Below are 16,343 nucleotides of genomic sequence, written 5' to 3'. Positions count from 1 at the left end.
GCGGTCAAGCGGTTCCGCCGCAATTGCGCGGAACGCCTCTGCTTCGTTCAATATTTGGCGAGCCGGCCGAGCAATGGCAGCCGCCGTCGCAACGGACCTGTGCGGCGATCGGCGCTTGCCGCAGCACTCCGTTCGTCTACAGTTGACTTCCGCGTCCTCCCTCGCGTTTCGCAAAAGGCTCCGATGTCGATCCTCGCTGCCCTCCACCACGTCACCCACTACAGGTACGACCGGCCGGTCACTCTCGCCCCCCAGACCATCCGTCTTCGACCGGCGCCGCACTCCAAGACGCGGGTCGCGTCCTATTCCTTGAAGGTCACGCCCAAGGAACACTTCATCAATTGGCAGCAGGACCCGTTCGGCAACTATCTCGCGCGCTTCGTCTTCCCGGAGAAGGCGAACGAATTCAAGATCGAGGTCGATCTCCTCGCCGACATGACGGTCTACAATCCCTTCGACTTCTTCGTCGAGGACTATGCCACCGAGTGGCCGTTCACCTACGCCGAGCCGCTCGGCAGCGATCTCGAGCCCTATCTGGAGCGGGAACCGGCGGGGCCTCGGCTCCAGACCTTCCTCGCCGAACTCGATCGCAGCGAGAAGCACACCGTGAACTTCCTCGTCGGGCTGAACCAAAAGCTCGAACAGGCGATCGACTATCTCATCCGCATGGAGCCCGGCGTCCAGAACCCGGAGGAGACGCTGGAGAAGGGCTCCGGCTCCTGCCGCGACACCTCCTGGCTGCTCGTTCAGATCCTGCGTCATCTCGGCTTCGCCGCCCGCTTCGTCTCAGGCTATCTCATCCAGCTGAAGCCCGACATCGTCGCGCTCGACGGCCCGCCGGGAACGGATCACGATTTCACCGACCTTCACGCCTGGGCCGAGGTCTATCTGCCGGGGGCGGGCTGGATCGGCCTCGACCCGACTTCGGGGCTGCTCACCGGCGAGAGCCACGTGCCGCTTGCCGCGACGCCGCACTACCACTCGGCCGCGCCGATCTCGGGCGCCGTCGACTACGCCGAGGTCGAGTTCTCCTTCGACATGAGCGTCGAGCGCATCGCTGAGCGGCCGCGCGTCTCGCATCCCTTCTCCGACGAGAGCTGGGCCGCGCTCGACGCGCTCGGCGAGGCGGTGGACGAGGAGCTCCGGCGCAACGACGTGCGGCTCACCATGGGCGGCGAGCCGACGTTCGTTTCGATCGACGACTTCCAGTCGCCCGAGTGGAACACCGAGGCCACCGGCCCTCAGAAACGGGGCCTCGCCGACGCCTTAATCCGCCGCTTGCAGAAGCGCTTCGCCCCCGGCGGCTTCCTCCATTTCGGCCAGGGCAAGTGGTATCCGGGCGAAACCCTGCCGCGCTGGACCTTCTCGCTCTACTGGCGCAAGGACGGCAAGCCGATCTGGAAGAAGCCGGATCTCGTCGCCCGCGAAGCCGATCAGCGAGCGGTTACGGCAGAGGACGCGGCGGTGTTCACGCGGGCCGTCGCCGCCGAGCTTGGCGTCGACCCCGACAATGCCGCGCCCGCCTTCGAGGACCCGGCCTATTGGCTGGTCAAAGAGGCACAGCTTCCGGAGAACGTCGATCCCACCGACCCCAAGCTCGAGGACCCCGAGGAGCGCGCGCGCATCTCCCGGGTCTTCGATCGGGGGCTCACGCACCCGTCCGGCTACGTCCTGCCGATCCAGGCCTGGCAGGGGCGGGGCTTAAAATGGATCTCGGAGCGCTGGTCGACGCGGCGCGGCAAGCTGTACTTGACGCCCGGCGATAGTCCGGTGGGCTATCGCCTACCGCTGTCCTCGCTGCCCTACCTGCCGCCCTCGACCTTCCCCTATATCTTCCCCTCCGATCCGACCGTGCCGAGCGGCCCGCTGCCGGAGCCGCAGGAGTTCGGCCCGGGGCGCGATCAGATGCGCATTGCGGCGCCTGCCGGCCAGAGCCAGTCGCCCTCGGGCGGGCTTCAGGCGATGGGTGGCATGGCGCAGGGGCAACGTCTCGCCTCGGATGGCGCCCTTCCGCCGATGGGCACCCAGTCCATGGGCGGGATGAGCCAGGGGCCGGGAGGGCGGAGCTTCGGTCCAGGGCCGGACATCGTCGGCTATGTGCGGACGGCGCTCTCCATCGAGCCGCGCGACGGCAAGCTCTGTGTCTTCATGCCGCCGACGGAGACGGTGGAGGCCTATCTCGATCTTCTCGGCGCCGTCGAGGCGGTGGCGGAAGAAAAGGGCGTCCCGGTCCAGATCGAGGGCTACCAGCCGCCGCACGATCCGCGCATGAACGTCATCCGTGTCGCCCCCGATCCCGGCGTCATCGAGGTGAACATCCACCCGGCCGACACGTGGCGGGATGCAGTGGACATCACGACGGCAATCTATGAGGAGGCGCGGCTCACCCGCCTCGGAACCGACAAGTTCATGATCGACGGGCGCCATGCCGGCACGGGCGGCGGCAACCACGTCGTCGTGGGAGGCGCGACGCCGCTCGACAGCCCGTTCCTGCGCCGGCCCGACCTTTTGAAGTCGCTGGTGCTGACCTGGCAGCGCCACCCCTCGCTGTCCTATCTCTTCTCCGGTCTTTTCATTGGCCCGACCAGTCAGGCGCCGCGCATCGACGAGGCGCGCCACGACCAGCTCTATGAGCTGGAGATCGCCATGGATCACGTGCCGCCGCCGGGGAGCGGCATGGCGCCGCCGCCCTGGCTGGTGGACCGCCTCTTCCGCAACCTGCTCATCGACGTCACGGGCAACACCCACCGCTCGGAAATCTGCATCGACAAGCTCTATTCTCCGGACGGGCCGACGGGCCGGCTCGGCCTCATCGAGTTCCGCGGCTTCGAGATGCCGCCGGATGCGCGGATGAGCCTTGCCCAGCAGCTCCTCATTCGCGCGCTCATCGCCAAGTTCTGGAAGGAGCCGGCTTCGGGCAAGTTCGTGCGCTGGGGCACCCGGCTTCACGACCGTTTCATGCTGCCCGAGTTCGTCTGGGGCGATTTCCTGGAAGTGGTGGCCGACCTCAACCGCTCAGGCTATGCCGTGCGCCCCGAATGGTTCGAGGCGCAGGCCGAATTCCGCTTTCCCTTCTGCGGACGCATCGAGCGCGAGGGCGTGTCGCTGGAACTCCGGCAGGCGCTGGAGCCCTGGCATGTCATGGGCGAGACGGGCGCCATCGGCGGCACGGTGCGCTTCGTCGATTCCTCGGTCGAGCGCCTTCAGGTGAAGGTTTCGGGGCTGGAGGACGGGCGCCACGTCGTCACCTGCAACGGAAGGCGTGTGCCGCTCGTGCCGGGCCGAAAGAACGGCGATTGGGTGGCCGGCGTGCGCTTCAAGGCGTGGCAGCCGGCCTCGGGCCTTCATCCGACCATTCCCGTCCACGCGCCGCTCACCTTCGATCTCTACGATACGTGGACGGGCCGCTCGCTCGGCGGCTGCGTCTACCATGTCGCCCACCCCGGCGGGCGAAATTACGAGACGTTCCCGGTCAATGCCTATGAGGCCGAGGCGCGGCGGCTCGCCCGCTTCGAGGATATCGGCCACACGGCGGGCGGTTTCGTGCCACCGTCCGAAGTCCCCGACCCGACCTTCCCGACGACGCTCGACCTTCGCCGGCCGGCGCATCTTTCGTGATGGAAAGGGAAGGGGAGCGGCCGGGCATGACGGGGGCAGGGAGCCTGGAGGCGCTTCTCGCCGGCTACCGGCCGCCGGCCGGCGGCTTCGACGAGATGATGGAGGCGGGCGGCACCGTCCGTGAGTGCTACCGTCCGCTGGCCGACGCCCTCAGCGCCATGGATCGCGCCGAGCGTACCGCGCGCTTTGCGCGCGCCGGGCGCTACCTGCGCGAGGCCGGCGTCTTCTATCGCGTCTATGGCGGCGAGGACCCGGGCGAGGAGCAGCGCGTCTGGCCGCTCGCCTATCCGCCGCTGGTCATAGGCGAAGGCCAGTGGGCAGCGCTCGAGGCCGGGCTCGTCCAGCGCGCCGTCTTTCTGGAGCGCCTCCTCGCCGATCTCTACGGCGACAACCGTCTGGTGGCCGAGGGCATTCTGCCCGCTCCCATCGTCGCCCGGAATCCGGAATATCTGCGCCCGCTCGCCGGGCAGGCGGCCTCGGGCGAGCCGCTCATCCGCTTCATCGCCATCGATCTCGGCCGGGGGCCCGACGGGCGCTGGTGGGTGCTCGGCGACCGCGCCCAGGCGCCCTCCGGCGCCGGCTTTGCGCTGGAGAATCGCGTGGCGACGGCGCGCGCCTTCGGCGACGTCAGTCGCGCCATGCGGGTCGAGCGCCTCGCCGGTTTCTTCCAGCGCTTTCGCGAGACGCTGTTTCGCCTCACCGGCTCGCCAACCGGGCGCGTTGGCCTTCTGACGCCCGGTCCTCACAACGAGACCTATTTCGAACACGCCTATCTCGCCCGCTATCTCGGCCTCACGCTCCTCGAGGGCGGCGATCTCGTCGCCGGGGAGACCGGTGTCGCGGTCCGCACCGTCCATGGCGCAAGACCCATTCCCGTTCTGTGGCGCCGGCTCGATGCCGACTATGCCGATCCGCTGGAGCTCTTTTCCGCCTCGCGCATCGGCACCGCCGGGCTTGTGGCTGCGGTGCGGGCCGGAAGAGTAAGGCTGGTCAACGCGCTCGGCTCCGGCATTCTCGAAACTCGCGCGCTGCTCGCCTTTCAGGCGGCCATGGCCAAACGGCTGCTCGGCGAGGAGCTGAAGCTGCCGGTGATCGCGACCTGGTGGTGCGGCCAAGGAAGCGAACGCGAGCTTGTGCGGGCTAACCGGGAGAGAATGGCGCTGGCGCCGGCCTTTCCACCAGCCTCTGGCGAAGAAGGCGCGATGCGGCCGATCCTGCCCGCCACCGGTGGCGCCAGCCCCGAAAGCCTTTTCGGACCGGCGGTGGAAGCGGCTTCGCTGGTCGGGCAGGAGATGGTTGCCCTCTCGACCGTGCCTGTCTTCTCGGCCGGGCAGTTGGAGCCGCGCCCGGTCACGCTCAGGGTCTATCTGGCGCGAGGCGAGGACGGCTGGTTCGTCATGCCCGGCGGCTTTGCGCGCGTCTCGCAGTCCGACGACCCGCGCGCCGTTGCCATGCAGGCGGGGGGGCACTCGATCGACGTTTGGGTGACGTCCAGCCAGGAGCCGAAGCCCGTGACCCTGCTCGGCGGGGGAGGGGCGCGGTTTGCCCGGCGCCTGCCCAACGCCTTGCCCTCGCGCTCGGCGGACAATCTCTATTGGCTCGGGCGTTATGTCGAGCGCACGGAGGGCGTAACCCGGCTTCTGCGCCTTGCGGCGGCGCGGCAAGGCGAACTCGGGGAGGGCGCGCCGCTGATCCAGCGCATCGGCGATCTTCTCGCGGCCTATGGTGTTTCGCTTTCCCATGATCCCGTTGTCGGGCTGGAGGCGCATGCGCGGGCGGCCTCGGCGACGGCCTCGCGCATCCGCGATCGTTTCTCGCCCGATGGCTGGCGGGTGCTCGCCGAGCTGGAGGAGCTGATCCTGCGCAGCCCGCCGGGGCTCGGCATCGAGGCGCTGCAGCGCCTCCTCGGCGAGATGCTGACACGGCTCGCCGGCTTCACCGGCCTCGTCCACGAAAACATGGTGCGTTTTACCGGCTGGCGCTTTCTGGAAGCCGGACGCCATCTGGAACGCGGCACTATCACGGCGGGGATCGCCGCCACGCTGCTCAAAGGCGAGCCGCCGGAAGGCGCGCTGGAGGCGCTGCTCGAATTCACCGACAGCCGCGTCGCCCACCGCCGACGCTATTCCGTCGCCCTGTCGCGGGAGACGGTGCTGGATCTCGCCATGCTCGATCCGCTCAACCCGCGCTCGGTTTCGTTCCAGGCGGGCAAGCTGAAGGAGATGCTGGAGCATCTTCCGGGAACGGGCGGGGGCGTGACGCCCGACGGCCTGATCCGCCGCACCGCGCGCCTTGCCGTGCGGCTGGAAACGGCCGAGCCGGCGGAGGTGGACGAAGCGTTTCTCAACCGCGCCAGCGCCGATTTCTCGGCGATCTCCGATCTCCTGCTGCGTCGCTATTTCTCCGGCGCGGCGGGAGGCGAGGAAAGGGGGGAGGCGGAATGATCTGCGATATTCGCCTGAGGATCGGCACCGACTATCCCTCCGCCGTCGGCGAATCGAGCCATCTCCTGCGTGTTCGCCCGCGCGCGGGCTTTGGCCAGAGCGTGGAAGCCGCTTCGCTCCTCATCGATCCTCGGCCGGGGGAGCAGGGGCGGGAGACGGATTTCTTTGGCAATACCGTCGACCGGTTCCGGATCGATCGCGCCCACGATCGTCTGTCGATCGAGATGCGCGCGCGCGTCGCGGTGGAGCGCACGGCGCCCGATCTCAACCTGGCACTGCCTGTCGGCGAGGTGGCGCGGGCGGCGGAGGCGAGCCGAGATCTCGCCGCTCTTTCGCCCGCGCACTTCCTGGGTTCTAGCAGGGCCGTCAAGCTCGTTCCCGACGTCACGGCCTATGCCGCGGCCCGGTCGGGGCGGCGCGTCTCTGTCGGCCGCGCCTGCCTGGATCTCGCGACCACGATCAGAAACGAGTTCACCTACGAGGAGGGCTTCACCGACGTCACCACGGACGTTGCCGCCGCCTTCGCTCTGCGGCGCGGCGTCTGCCAGGACTTCGCCCACGTCATGATCGCCGGGCTCAGGGGGCTCGGGCTTCCCGCCGCCTATGCCAGCGGCTATCTCAAGACCGATCCGCCGCCCGGCCAGCCGCGCATCGAAGGCGTCGATGCCATGCATGCCTGGGTGATGGCTTGGCTCGGCCCGGAGATCGGCTGGATCGGCTTCGACCCGACCAACGGCATCCTTGCCGGGGAAGGGCACATCATCGCAGCCATCGGCCGCGACTATGCCGACATCGCTCCCATGGCGGGGGTGGTCACGACGGCCGGCGCGCAGAGATCGTGGCACGCGGTGGACGTGGTGCCGGTGGACTGAGAACGGATTCGAACGAGATGTCGAAAAGCACCCAGGCGACCCTTGCCCTCGACAAGGCGGGCATCGCCTATCGCACGAGAAGCTACGACTATCACTCCGGCAACGAGCCCATCGGCCTTCAGGCCGCCGCCGCCATCGGCGAGCCGCCGCACCGGGTGCTGAAGACGCTGATGGTGGAGGTGGACGGCAAGCCCGCCTGCTGCGTCATCCCCTCCGACCGCGAGTTGTCGATGAAGAAGGTCGCGGCCGCCTTCAAGGGCAAGACGGCGGCAATGATGCCGCCGCAAAAGGCCGAGCGCCTCACCGGCTACCATGTCGGCGGCATCAGTCCCTTCGGCCAGAAGCGGGCCGTGCCGACGGCGATCGAGGAGAGCGCGATGGATGAGGCCAGCGTCATCATCAACGCCGGCCAGCGCGGCCTGATGCTGGAGCTGGCTCCCAAGGACGCGCTGGCGGGGCTGAAGGCGACGGCGGCGAGCCTGGCTGCGGAGAGGTAGGAGGCGGCGCGAGCAGGCCGCCTCGCAAGACGGGCGGCTACAGCTTGACGGCGGCGTTGCCGCCATCGGCCCAGAGAGCCGAGCCGGTGACGAAGCTCGACAGGTCGCTCGCCAGGAACAGGGCGGCTCGGGCGATCTCGTCCGGCTGGGCGATCCGCTTCATGGCGTGGAGGCCGGCGGCCCATTCGCGCTGCTGGGCATCGCCCGCCATGGCGGTGTCGGTGCCGCCCGGCAGAAGAGCGTTGGCCCGGATGCCCTTCGCGCCGTAATCGGCGGTGAGGCCCTTCACCAGTCCCACAAGCCCGGCCTTCGCCGCGCCATAGGCCGCCATTCCCGGCAGGCCGACGCTGTTGCCGACGAAGCTGCCGGTAAAGACCAGCGAACCGCCGCCCTGCTTGAGCATTGCCGGAACCTGATATTTCGCACCGAGAAAGGCTGCTGTCAGGTTGGTGCGCAGAACGCTCTCCCAGTCGTCGAGCGTCAGCTCCGCGAGAGGGCGCATAGGCCCCACCAGACCGACATTGTTGAAGGCGATGTCGAGGGCACCGAACGCTCTTTCTGCTTCTTCGATGCAGGCCTTGTGCGTCTGCTCCAGAGCCACATCGCCGACAACGACGGCGACCTCTCTGCCCGCCGCCTGGATTTCCGCCGCGAGATCTTCCAGAGGCTCGCTGCGCCTCGCATTGACGACGACCCGCGCGCCCTCCTGGGCGAAGAGCTTGGCCGCTGCCCTGCCGATGCCGGAGCTTGCGCCGGTGATGAGGGCGACCTTGTTTGACAGAAGATCCATGGAAACACTCCCGTGTCACGTCAAAGGAGCGTCTCAGCTAGAGCATGGCTTTCCACCGAGCCACCCGTTTTCCAAGCGGGAGCGATAATGGTCGATGGCGATCGGCGGAAGCGCGACGGATGAGAGCATTGTCATCATCCATGATCGCTGCGGCCGAAGCGGTGGCGGCGAGCTCGGTGGCAAGCCTCTTCATGCGACAAGCTTATGAAGGCATTGGCGCCCGCACTTTGCGATCGAATACCCGTCGCCGCTTATTATTTGCGATACAGTTTGTCATTAGTGAGGTCGTAATAAATCGAAACTATTGTCACCAGCAACCGTGAGAAGCGCTCGATGGGCGAGCGGCCTCGGGTGGAGTTTGTCCCGGTGCTTGCGATGTTAAAGAATTTTCGAATTGTTACCAAGATTGCAGCGGTAGTAATTGTCGTCAGTCTGATAGGGTTAGGATTTTCTGTCTATAGCTCGGTCGAAATGCGGTCGATCGACGCCGAATACTTCGATCTCTCCGGCCCTGATTCCCTCAATCTCGTCAGATTGGCGAGAGCCAGCCGGGCCGTCAGCGGAGTGGCCTATGACTCCTACAAGGTCATGGCCTATGACGGCGCCTCTGATGAAGCCAAAGCCTCGGCCGCCGACCGTGACAAGCAGATCGAGCGCGCGAGGCAATTCCTGTCCGACGTGCTGGCCAACTTCCCGGAGGTCGGGTCTGCGATCGACGCGCAGATCAAGCGCCTCGACGTCATCGACCAGAAGACCAAGGAGGCTGTTCAGCTCGGCCGCGCAAATCGCAATGATGAAGCCAAGCAGCATCTGGCCGAGGCGGATGAGGTCATCGCCGAATTCACCTCGCAGAGCACCAAGCTCACTGACGATTTGATGGCGAGCAACGACGTCCGAGCGAAGGAACTGTCTGCTCTGGTCGGAACGATCTCGACGGGAACCTTGGCGGGCTCTCTGCTTGCCATGATCCTAGGCATCGGCGCGGCGCTGGTGGTTTCCTCGCGTGGCATCACCAAGCCCCTGGACCTGTTGCGCAGCGAGATGGAAGCGCTTGCCGCCGGTCGGCTCGAGACCAAAGTCACCGGCCAGGATCGCCGCGACGAGGTCGGCAAGATGGCCTCTACCATCGAGGTCTTCAAACAGACGGCGATCAAGCAGAGAAACCTCGAGGCGGAGGCTGCCGCGATGCGTGAGGCGCAGGAGGCCGAGCGTCAGCGGCAGGCCGTCGCCGAGCGCGCCAAGGCGGCCGAGTTGCGCGCCTTTGTGTCTGACATCGAATCCGGCTTTGCTCAGCTTTCCGCCGGCGACCTGACCGTGCGGATGACCAACCCCGTCGCCGCTGAATACGAGGTCATTCGCGATCAGTTCAACGGCTCCATCGGCAAGCTGGAGGAGACGCTCGGATCGGTGGTTTCCTCGATCGGCTCGATTCGCAACGGGCTGGACGAGATCAACACCGCGTCCAACGATCTCGCTCAGCGCACCGAGCAGCAGGCGGCGAGCCTCGAGGAGACGGTGGCCGCGCTCGGCGAGGTCAGCCGCGGCGTCCACGAGACGGCCGAAGGTGCCAGCCGGGCCCAGGTTTCGGCCGAGTCCGCCCGGTCCAACGCCGAGAAGGGCGGGGCGATCGTCAGCAAGGCCGTCGGCGCGATGGCGGAGATCGAGAAGTCGTCGGAGGAAATCGGCAAGATCATCGGCGTCATCGACGAAATCGCCTTCCAGACGAACCTCCTCGCCCTGAACGCGGGCGTCGAGGCGGCGCGCGCGGGCGAGGCCGGCAAGGGCTTTGCGGTCGTCGCGCAGGAAGTGCGGGCTCTTGCCCAGCGCTCGGCGGAGGCCGCCAAGGAGATCAAGGGACTCATTGTCATGTCGAGCCATCACGTCAGCCAAGGCGTGGAGCTGGTGACGGCGTCGGGCAAGAGCCTGGGGGATATCGTGGCGCAGGTCGCGGCGATGAGCCAGGAGGTGGCCGATATCGCTAAGAGCGCGCGTGAACAGGCGATGAGCCTGAAGGAGGTCTCGACGGCCGCCGACCAGATGGACAAGGTCACGCAGCAGAACGCGGCGATGGTCGAGGAAGCGACAGCGGCCGCACAGACGCTCGCCAACGAGACCGACCAGCTGGCGCAGCTGATCGCGCAGTTCAGGACCGCGGCGACGGCCGGCCATCAGGCGCAGGGCGCGCGCGCTGTGCGGCGTCAGACGGCGGTGACCGCCGCAAGGCCTGCCGCGTCGGCGTCCCGCCCGGTCCAGAAGGCGCCTGCCCGTCCCGTGGGGCAGATGAAGGCGACGGGCGCCGGCGGCGCGGCGGCGAAGGCCGCCCCTGTCGACGACAGCTGGGAGGAGTTCTGAGACGTCAGCCTTCTCTCTTAATTGATCCCTATTGATTGAGCCGCCAAAGCTCAGGACAACGAACGAAGGGGGCGCACCTATGGTCGCCCCCTTTCGCCATTTCGTCTCTGCGTCGGCGAGGTTATCTCGGCGCCGGCGGTGCGAGCCGAGGCCGCGCCTGTCGCCGCCTCCTGCTGCCGTGGGTTATGCCCTTCGGCGTCGCGTGCCCTATGCCTCGGCCTCCGGCACCAGCATGATCGTCGCCAGCGGCGGCAGGGTGAGCTTCAGCGAGAAGGGCCGGCCATGGGACGGCGTCTCCTCGGCAATCACCTCCTCGTTGGCGACGTCCGAGCCGCCGTACTCCGCGTGGTCGGTGTTCATGACCTCGACCCACTTGCCGCCCTCCGGCACGCCGAGCCGGTAGTTCTCGCGCACCACCGGGGTGAAGTTGCACACGATCAGCACCTTGCCGCCCTCGCGATCCTTGCGCAGGAAGGCGAGGACGGTGTCCTGGGCGTTGGCCGCATCGACCCACTCGAAGCCCGCCGGATCGCAATCGAGCTGATGGAGCGCCGGCGTCTCGCGATAGAAGTGGTTGAGATCGCGCACCAGCGTCTGCATGCCCTTGTGCTCACCGTACTGGAGCAGGTGCCAGTCGAGCGAATAGTCGTGGCGCCATTCGTTGGACTGGGCGAACTCGCCGCCCATGAAGATGAGCTTCTTGCCGGGATGGCCCCACATGAAGCCGAAATAGGCGCGAAGGTTGGCCGCCTTCTGCCAGCGGTCGCCCGGCATCTTGTTGAGGAGCGAGCCCTTTCCGTAGACGACTTCGTCGTGGCTGAGGGGCAGGATGAAGTTCTCCGAATAGGCGTAGACCATCCCGAAGGTCATGTTGTGATAATGGAAGCGCCGGTGGATCGGATCTTCCTGCATGAAGTGCAGGGTGTCGTGCATCCAGCCCATGTTCCATTTGAAATGGAAGCCGAGGCCGCCGAGATAGGTCGGCCGCGAGACGTTTGGGAAGGCGGTCGATTCCTCGGCGTGGGTTGACGCCTTGGGGAAGTAGGAACCGATCTTCTCGTTGGCCTCCTTGAGGAAGGCCATGGCCTCGAGGTTCTCGCGCCCGCCGAAGATGTTGGGCTCCCATTCGCCATGCTTCCTCGAATAGTCGAGGTAGAGCATGGAGGCGACGGCATCGACGCGCAGCCCGTCGATGTGGAAGCGGTCGAGCCAGTAAAGGCCGTTGGCGACGAGATAGTTTTTGATCTCGGTGCGGCCGTAGTCGTAGATCAGCGTGTTCCAGTCCTGGTGGAAGCCTCGGCGCGGATCGGGGTGCTCGTAGAGCGCCGTTCCGTCGAAGTGCGCAAGACCGTGAACGTCGGTCGGGAAGTGCCCCGGCACCCAGTCGAGCAGGACGCCGATTCCCTCCTGGTGGAGCCTGTCGACAAGGCGGGCGAAGCCTTCCGGCGAGCCGAACCGCGAGGTCGGCGCGTAGAGGCCGATGGGCTGATAGCCCCAAGAGCCATAGAACGGGTGCTCGGAGACGGGCATGAACTCCACATGGGTGAAGCCCATCTCCTTGACGTAGGTCGGAAGTTCCTCCGCCAGTTCGTCATAGGTGAGGTAGGCGTTGCCGGGGCCGCGCCGCCACGAGCCGAGATGAACCTCGTAGATGGAGATCGGCTTTTCGCGGTCTTGCCAGTCGTCGGCATGGTCGCGGAACGCTCCGTCCTTCCAATCGTGCTCGACGAGGCCATCGATGACCGAGGCCGTCGAGGGGGCCAGTTCCTGAAGGAAGCCCACCGGGTCCTGCTTCAGCGGCTGAAGATCGTTGCCGGGTCCGAGGACCTCGAACTTGTAGACCTCGCCACGGCCGATGTTCGGAACGAAGAGTTCCCAAATGCCGCATTCGTGGCGCCGGCGCATGACATGGCGCCGTCCGTCCCACGAGTTGAAATTGCCGACCACCGAAACGCGGCGGGCGCGCGGCGCGAGCACGGCGAAGCGCGTGCCCGCGACGCCGTCCATCGTCGCCGGATGGGCGCCGAGCGTCTCGTAGAGCCGGTAGTGCGTTCCCTGGGCGAAGAAATAGAGGTCCTGGTCGCCGAGGATATAGCCAAAGCGATAGGGGTCCTCCTCTTCCCAGTCGACCGTGCCGTGGGCATAGCGCAACCGATAACGGTTGCCCTCCGGCATCGCGTTGACGAGGCCGGAGAAGAAGCCCTCGGGACCGAAGCGGTCGAGTTTGGCCAAAACCTTGCCGCTTGCGTCGATCACCGCCGCCTTCTCGGCGCCGGGACGATAGACGCGGACCGCCGTGCCTCCCGACACGGGGTGGGGGCCAAGAATGTGGAAGGGATCGCCGTGGCTGCCACGGCTGATCTCCCAGGCCTCGCCTTCATTCGGGCAATGATCGATCACCGGCTCTTCTGCCGGGGGGGTGAGCTCAATCGTGTTCATCAGAGGACCTGTCGCTTCTCGAGAAGAGAAATGATCCCGCGCAACGGGATCGACAGCCACGCCGGGCGCGAGGCCGCCTCGTACTTCAATTCGTAAAATGCCTTCTGCAGGAGAAAGAGATCGAGGAGCCGTGCGTTCCCTTCTTCCTCCGCATCGATTCCCGATGCCTCGCTCCATGAGGCGAGGAAGGTGCGGGTGGCGTCGTCACGCCAGACGCCCGCCATGTCGAACATGCGCTGCAGCGCCGCCTCCTCGGCCGGCCCCGCGTGGTCGAAGGCGGCGTAGGCGGCATAGTCGAAGGAGCGGAGCATGCCGGCGACATCGCGCAGCGGCGATGTCTTCCGGCGTCGCTCGTCCAGCGGGCGGCCCGGCTCGCCCTCGAAATCGAGGATGACGACGTCGTTCTTGGCCACCAGAACCTGGCCGAGATGGTAGTCACCATGGATGCGGGTGCGCGGGCTGGAGAAGCGCCCCGCGCTGAAGCCGTCGAACCACGACAGGATCGCCCCGCGCGCCTCGGTGAGCCGGGCAACGCCCTCGGGCAGTGCCGCGCCATGCGCCGACTGCGCCTGAAGCTGGTCGAGAAGGTCGAGGGCTCCCTCGGCCTCCTTGCGCGCTTCGGCGACGATCTCCGCCAGGGAGGCCGCGTCGATCGGCTCTGGGTCGAAGGCCGGGTCGCCCGTCGGCGTGGCGAGGGCGGCATGCATCTCGCCCGTGCGTCGGCCTATGGTGGCGCCCGGGTCGATCTGGATGTTGAGCACCGGCTCCACCGGCGCCGTCTCGCCGCCGTCGCCCTCCTCTGTCGTCGCCTGGGCATAGGCGTTGTCGCGCAGGTGGCGGGCAAGGGCGTCCGTCACCATAGCCCAGGCGTCGCCCTGGTTCTCGATGCGCTCGAACAGGGCGGCGATGGCCGCCTCGCTGCCGTCGGCGCGCTTCAATGTGACGCTGCCATAGAGGGCGGGCGCAGCTTCGAAGCTCGTTTTCTCGGTGAGGAAGCGCGTCACCTCGAGTTCCGGCTGAATGCCGTCCCTGAGCTGGCGATAGAACTTGAGGATCGCGACCGTGCCGACCTGGAGCGAGGTGTTCGACTGTTCTCCGCCCAGCGGGTGGATGGCGTCGGCATCGACCTCCATAGCCTCGGCGACGGCTTCTGCCTCGGTCGCCGAGCCTTCGACCACGAGCGCCCCGTTTTCCATCTCCACCGTCTCGCCTGCGCCGATGAGGTCGACGAAGACCTTGGCGAGATCGGCATCGCGGGCGCCGTCGAGTATGGCACCTGTACGCGGGCCCCGGCGGATCTTGGCGATGGTGTAGGGAAGCGCCGGCGCGTCGCGGTGCAGGTGCTTTTCGCCCCATTTCACGCCCAAGGGCAGGAAGTAGCGTTGCTCACCCGCCGCGCCCTCGACACGGGCCTCGGCAATCAGGTGATGGCGCGAGGCCGGCGGCGAGTCATACGGGATCAGCTCGACCTTCTTCGGCCGCGCCGTCTTGCCGGAGAACCAGCGCTGGCGACCGACGAAATCGGGCAGGATGCCTTCAAGGTCGCGCTTATTGCGGGCGCTGATGCTGGCCTTGAGATCGCCGGTCATCACGACGGTGGTGAAATCGGGCAGCGGCACCGGAGTGTTGTCGACGCTCGTCGTGTCTCCCGGCGTCAGCTCGAACCAATAAAAGCCATAGGCCGGCAGCGATAAAAGGTATGGCAGCTGGCCGATGCGCGGGAAGGCCGCGCCTCCCACCATCTCGACCGGCAGGAAGCCCTGGTAGGCGGAAAGATCGAGCTCCACGGCCTGCGCCGAACTCGACAGGTTGGCGACGCAGAGGACCTTGCCGTTCTTGTATTCGCGCAGATAGGCCAGAATCTTGCGGTTCGAGGGATAGAGGAAGGTGATCGAACCCCGGCCGAAGGCCTCGCTCGTGCGGCGCACCTGGATCAGGCGCCGCATCCAGTTGAGGAGCGAGGAGGGGTTGTTGTTCTGTGCCTCGACGTTGAGCCCGAGATAGCCGTAGATCGGGTCCTGGATCAGCGGCAGATAGAGCTTCTGGGGGTCGGCGCGCGAGAAACCGCCATTGCGGTCGACGGACCACTGCATGGGCGTGCGCACGCCATCGCGGTCGCCGAGATAGTAGTTGTCGCCCATGCCGATCTCGTCGCCATAGTAGACGGTCGGCGTGCCGGGCATGGACATAAGCAGCGCGTTCAAGAGCTCGATCTTGCGCCGGTCGTTGCCCATGAGGGGCGCGAGCCGGCGGCGGATGCCGAGGTTGATGCGGGCGCGGGTGTCTGCGGCGTAGGTCGACCAGAGATAGTCGCGCTCCTCCTCCGTCACCATCTCGAGCGTCAGCTCGTCGTGATTGCGCAGGAAGATCGCCCACTGGCAATTGTCCGGGATGTCCGGCGTCTGGCGCAGGATGTCGGTGATCGGGTGCCGATCTTCCTGGGCGAGGGCCATGTACATGCGCGGCATCAGGGGGAAGTGGAATGCCATGTGGCACTCGTCGCCCTCGCCGAAATAGGGGCGCGTGTCCTCGGGCCACTGGTTGGCCTCGGCCAAGAGCATCTTGCCCTTGTAGTTGCGATCGAGTTCGGCCCTGATTTCCTTCAGGACGTCGTGGGTCTCGGGCAGGTTCTCGTTGTTGGTGCCCTCGCGTTCGACCAGATAGGGAATGGCGTCAAGGCGCAGCCCGTCGACGCCCTTGTCCAGCCAGAAGCGCATCACCGAGAGCACCTCCTCCATCACCTTCGGATTGTCGAAGTTGAGGTCCGGCTGGTGGGAATAGAAGCGGTGCCAGAAGTACTGCTTGGCCACCGGGTCCCAGGTCCAATTGGAAACCTCGGTGTCGAGGAAGATGATGCGCGTGTCCGGATAGCCCTTGTCATCGTCGGCCCAGACGTAGAAGTCGCGCTCGGGCGAGCCGGCGGGGGCGTTGCGCGCCGCCTGGAACCACGGATGCTGGTCCGAGGTGTGGTTGATGACAAGTTCGGTGATCACCCTGAGTCCGCGCTTGTGCGCTTCCTCCACCAGGCGCTCGAAGTCCTCCATCGTGCCGTAGGAGGGATGAACCGCGCGATAATCGGCGATGTCGTAGCCGTCGTCCCTCAGGGGCGAGGGGTAGAACGGCAACAGCCAGATGGCCGTTACGCCGAGGGCCTTGATGTAATCCAGCTTTTCCAGAAGGCCCGCGAAGTCTCCCGTTCCGTCGCCGGACGAATCGGCGAAGGTCTTAACGTGGAGCTGGTAGATAATCGCGTCCTTATACCAGTCTTCGGCCTCCGGGTCCGGCACTGTGTTGACATCCGCCGCAATCGGCAAGGTCTGGTCGTTCATGG

Annotated in this window: 8 protein-coding genes; 5 read left to right on the top strand and 3 right to left on the bottom strand. The window is 66.5% G+C overall.

Features of this window, described 5'->3' with window-relative positions:
• The first annotated feature begins 183 nt into the window (after window positions 1-183).
• From B5D38_RS16400 to ybaK, 4 genes are read left to right on the top strand one after another with little or no spacing between them, the layout of a single operon-like run.
• Window positions 184-3,618: a transglutaminase family protein gene (locus B5D38_RS16400; RefSeq protein ID WP_078709524.1), complete on the top strand. Its 3,435-nt coding sequence runs from the start codon at window positions 184-186 to the stop codon at window positions 3,616-3,618.
• Between the two features lie 26 nt (window positions 3,619-3,644).
• Window positions 3,645-6,062 (top strand): circularly permuted type 2 ATP-grasp protein, encoded by a 2,418-nt coding sequence (locus B5D38_RS16395; RefSeq protein ID WP_245319298.1) that lies wholly within the window; start codon window positions 3,645-3,647, stop codon window positions 6,060-6,062.
• Window positions 6,059-6,934, top strand: coding sequence for a transglutaminase family protein (locus B5D38_RS16390; protein ID WP_078709523.1), 876 nt, complete (start codon window positions 6,059-6,061; stop codon window positions 6,932-6,934). Before B5D38_RS16395 ends, B5D38_RS16390 begins: the two co-directional genes overlap by 4 nt.
• A gap of 17 nt (window positions 6,935-6,951) precedes the next feature.
• Window positions 6,952-7,431: a Cys-tRNA(Pro) deacylase gene (ybaK, locus tag B5D38_RS16385; protein ID WP_078709522.1), complete on the top strand. Its 480-nt coding sequence runs from the start codon at window positions 6,952-6,954 to the stop codon at window positions 7,429-7,431.
• 37 nt (window positions 7,432-7,468) lie between these two features.
• On the opposite strand, the gene B5D38_RS16380 is transcribed toward ybaK, so the two are convergent.
• Window positions 7,469-8,221, bottom strand: a complete 753-nt coding sequence (locus tag B5D38_RS16380) for an SDR family oxidoreductase (protein ID WP_078709521.1) — start codon at window positions 8,219-8,221, stop codon at window positions 7,469-7,471.
• A gap of 471 nt (window positions 8,222-8,692) precedes the next feature.
• Between B5D38_RS16380 and B5D38_RS16375 the strand changes: the two genes are divergently transcribed.
• Window positions 8,693-10,573, top strand: a complete 1,881-nt coding sequence (locus B5D38_RS16375; RefSeq protein WP_078709520.1) for a methyl-accepting chemotaxis protein — start codon at window positions 8,693-8,695, stop codon at window positions 10,571-10,573.
• A gap of 207 nt (window positions 10,574-10,780) precedes the next feature.
• On the opposite strand, the gene glgB is transcribed toward B5D38_RS16375, so the two are convergent.
• Window positions 10,781-13,012, bottom strand: coding sequence for a 1,4-alpha-glucan branching protein GlgB (glgB, locus tag B5D38_RS16370; RefSeq protein WP_078709519.1), 2,232 nt, complete (start codon window positions 13,010-13,012; stop codon window positions 10,781-10,783).
• The gene (gene treS, locus B5D38_RS16365; RefSeq protein WP_078709518.1) at window positions 13,012-16,341 is read right to left on the bottom strand and encodes a maltose alpha-D-glucosyltransferase; all 3,330 of its coding nucleotides are present in this window, start codon (window positions 16,339-16,341) and stop codon (window positions 13,012-13,014) included. Before treS ends, glgB begins: the two co-directional genes overlap by 1 nt.
• Window positions 16,342-16,343: the final 2 nt, after the last annotated feature.

It is taken from the genome of Consotaella salsifontis (genome assembly GCF_900167365.1).
Lineage (GTDB): Bacteria > Pseudomonadota > Alphaproteobacteria > Rhizobiales > Rhizobiaceae > Consotaella > Consotaella salsifontis.
This window is presented reverse-complemented; position numbering and strand designations above follow the sequence as displayed.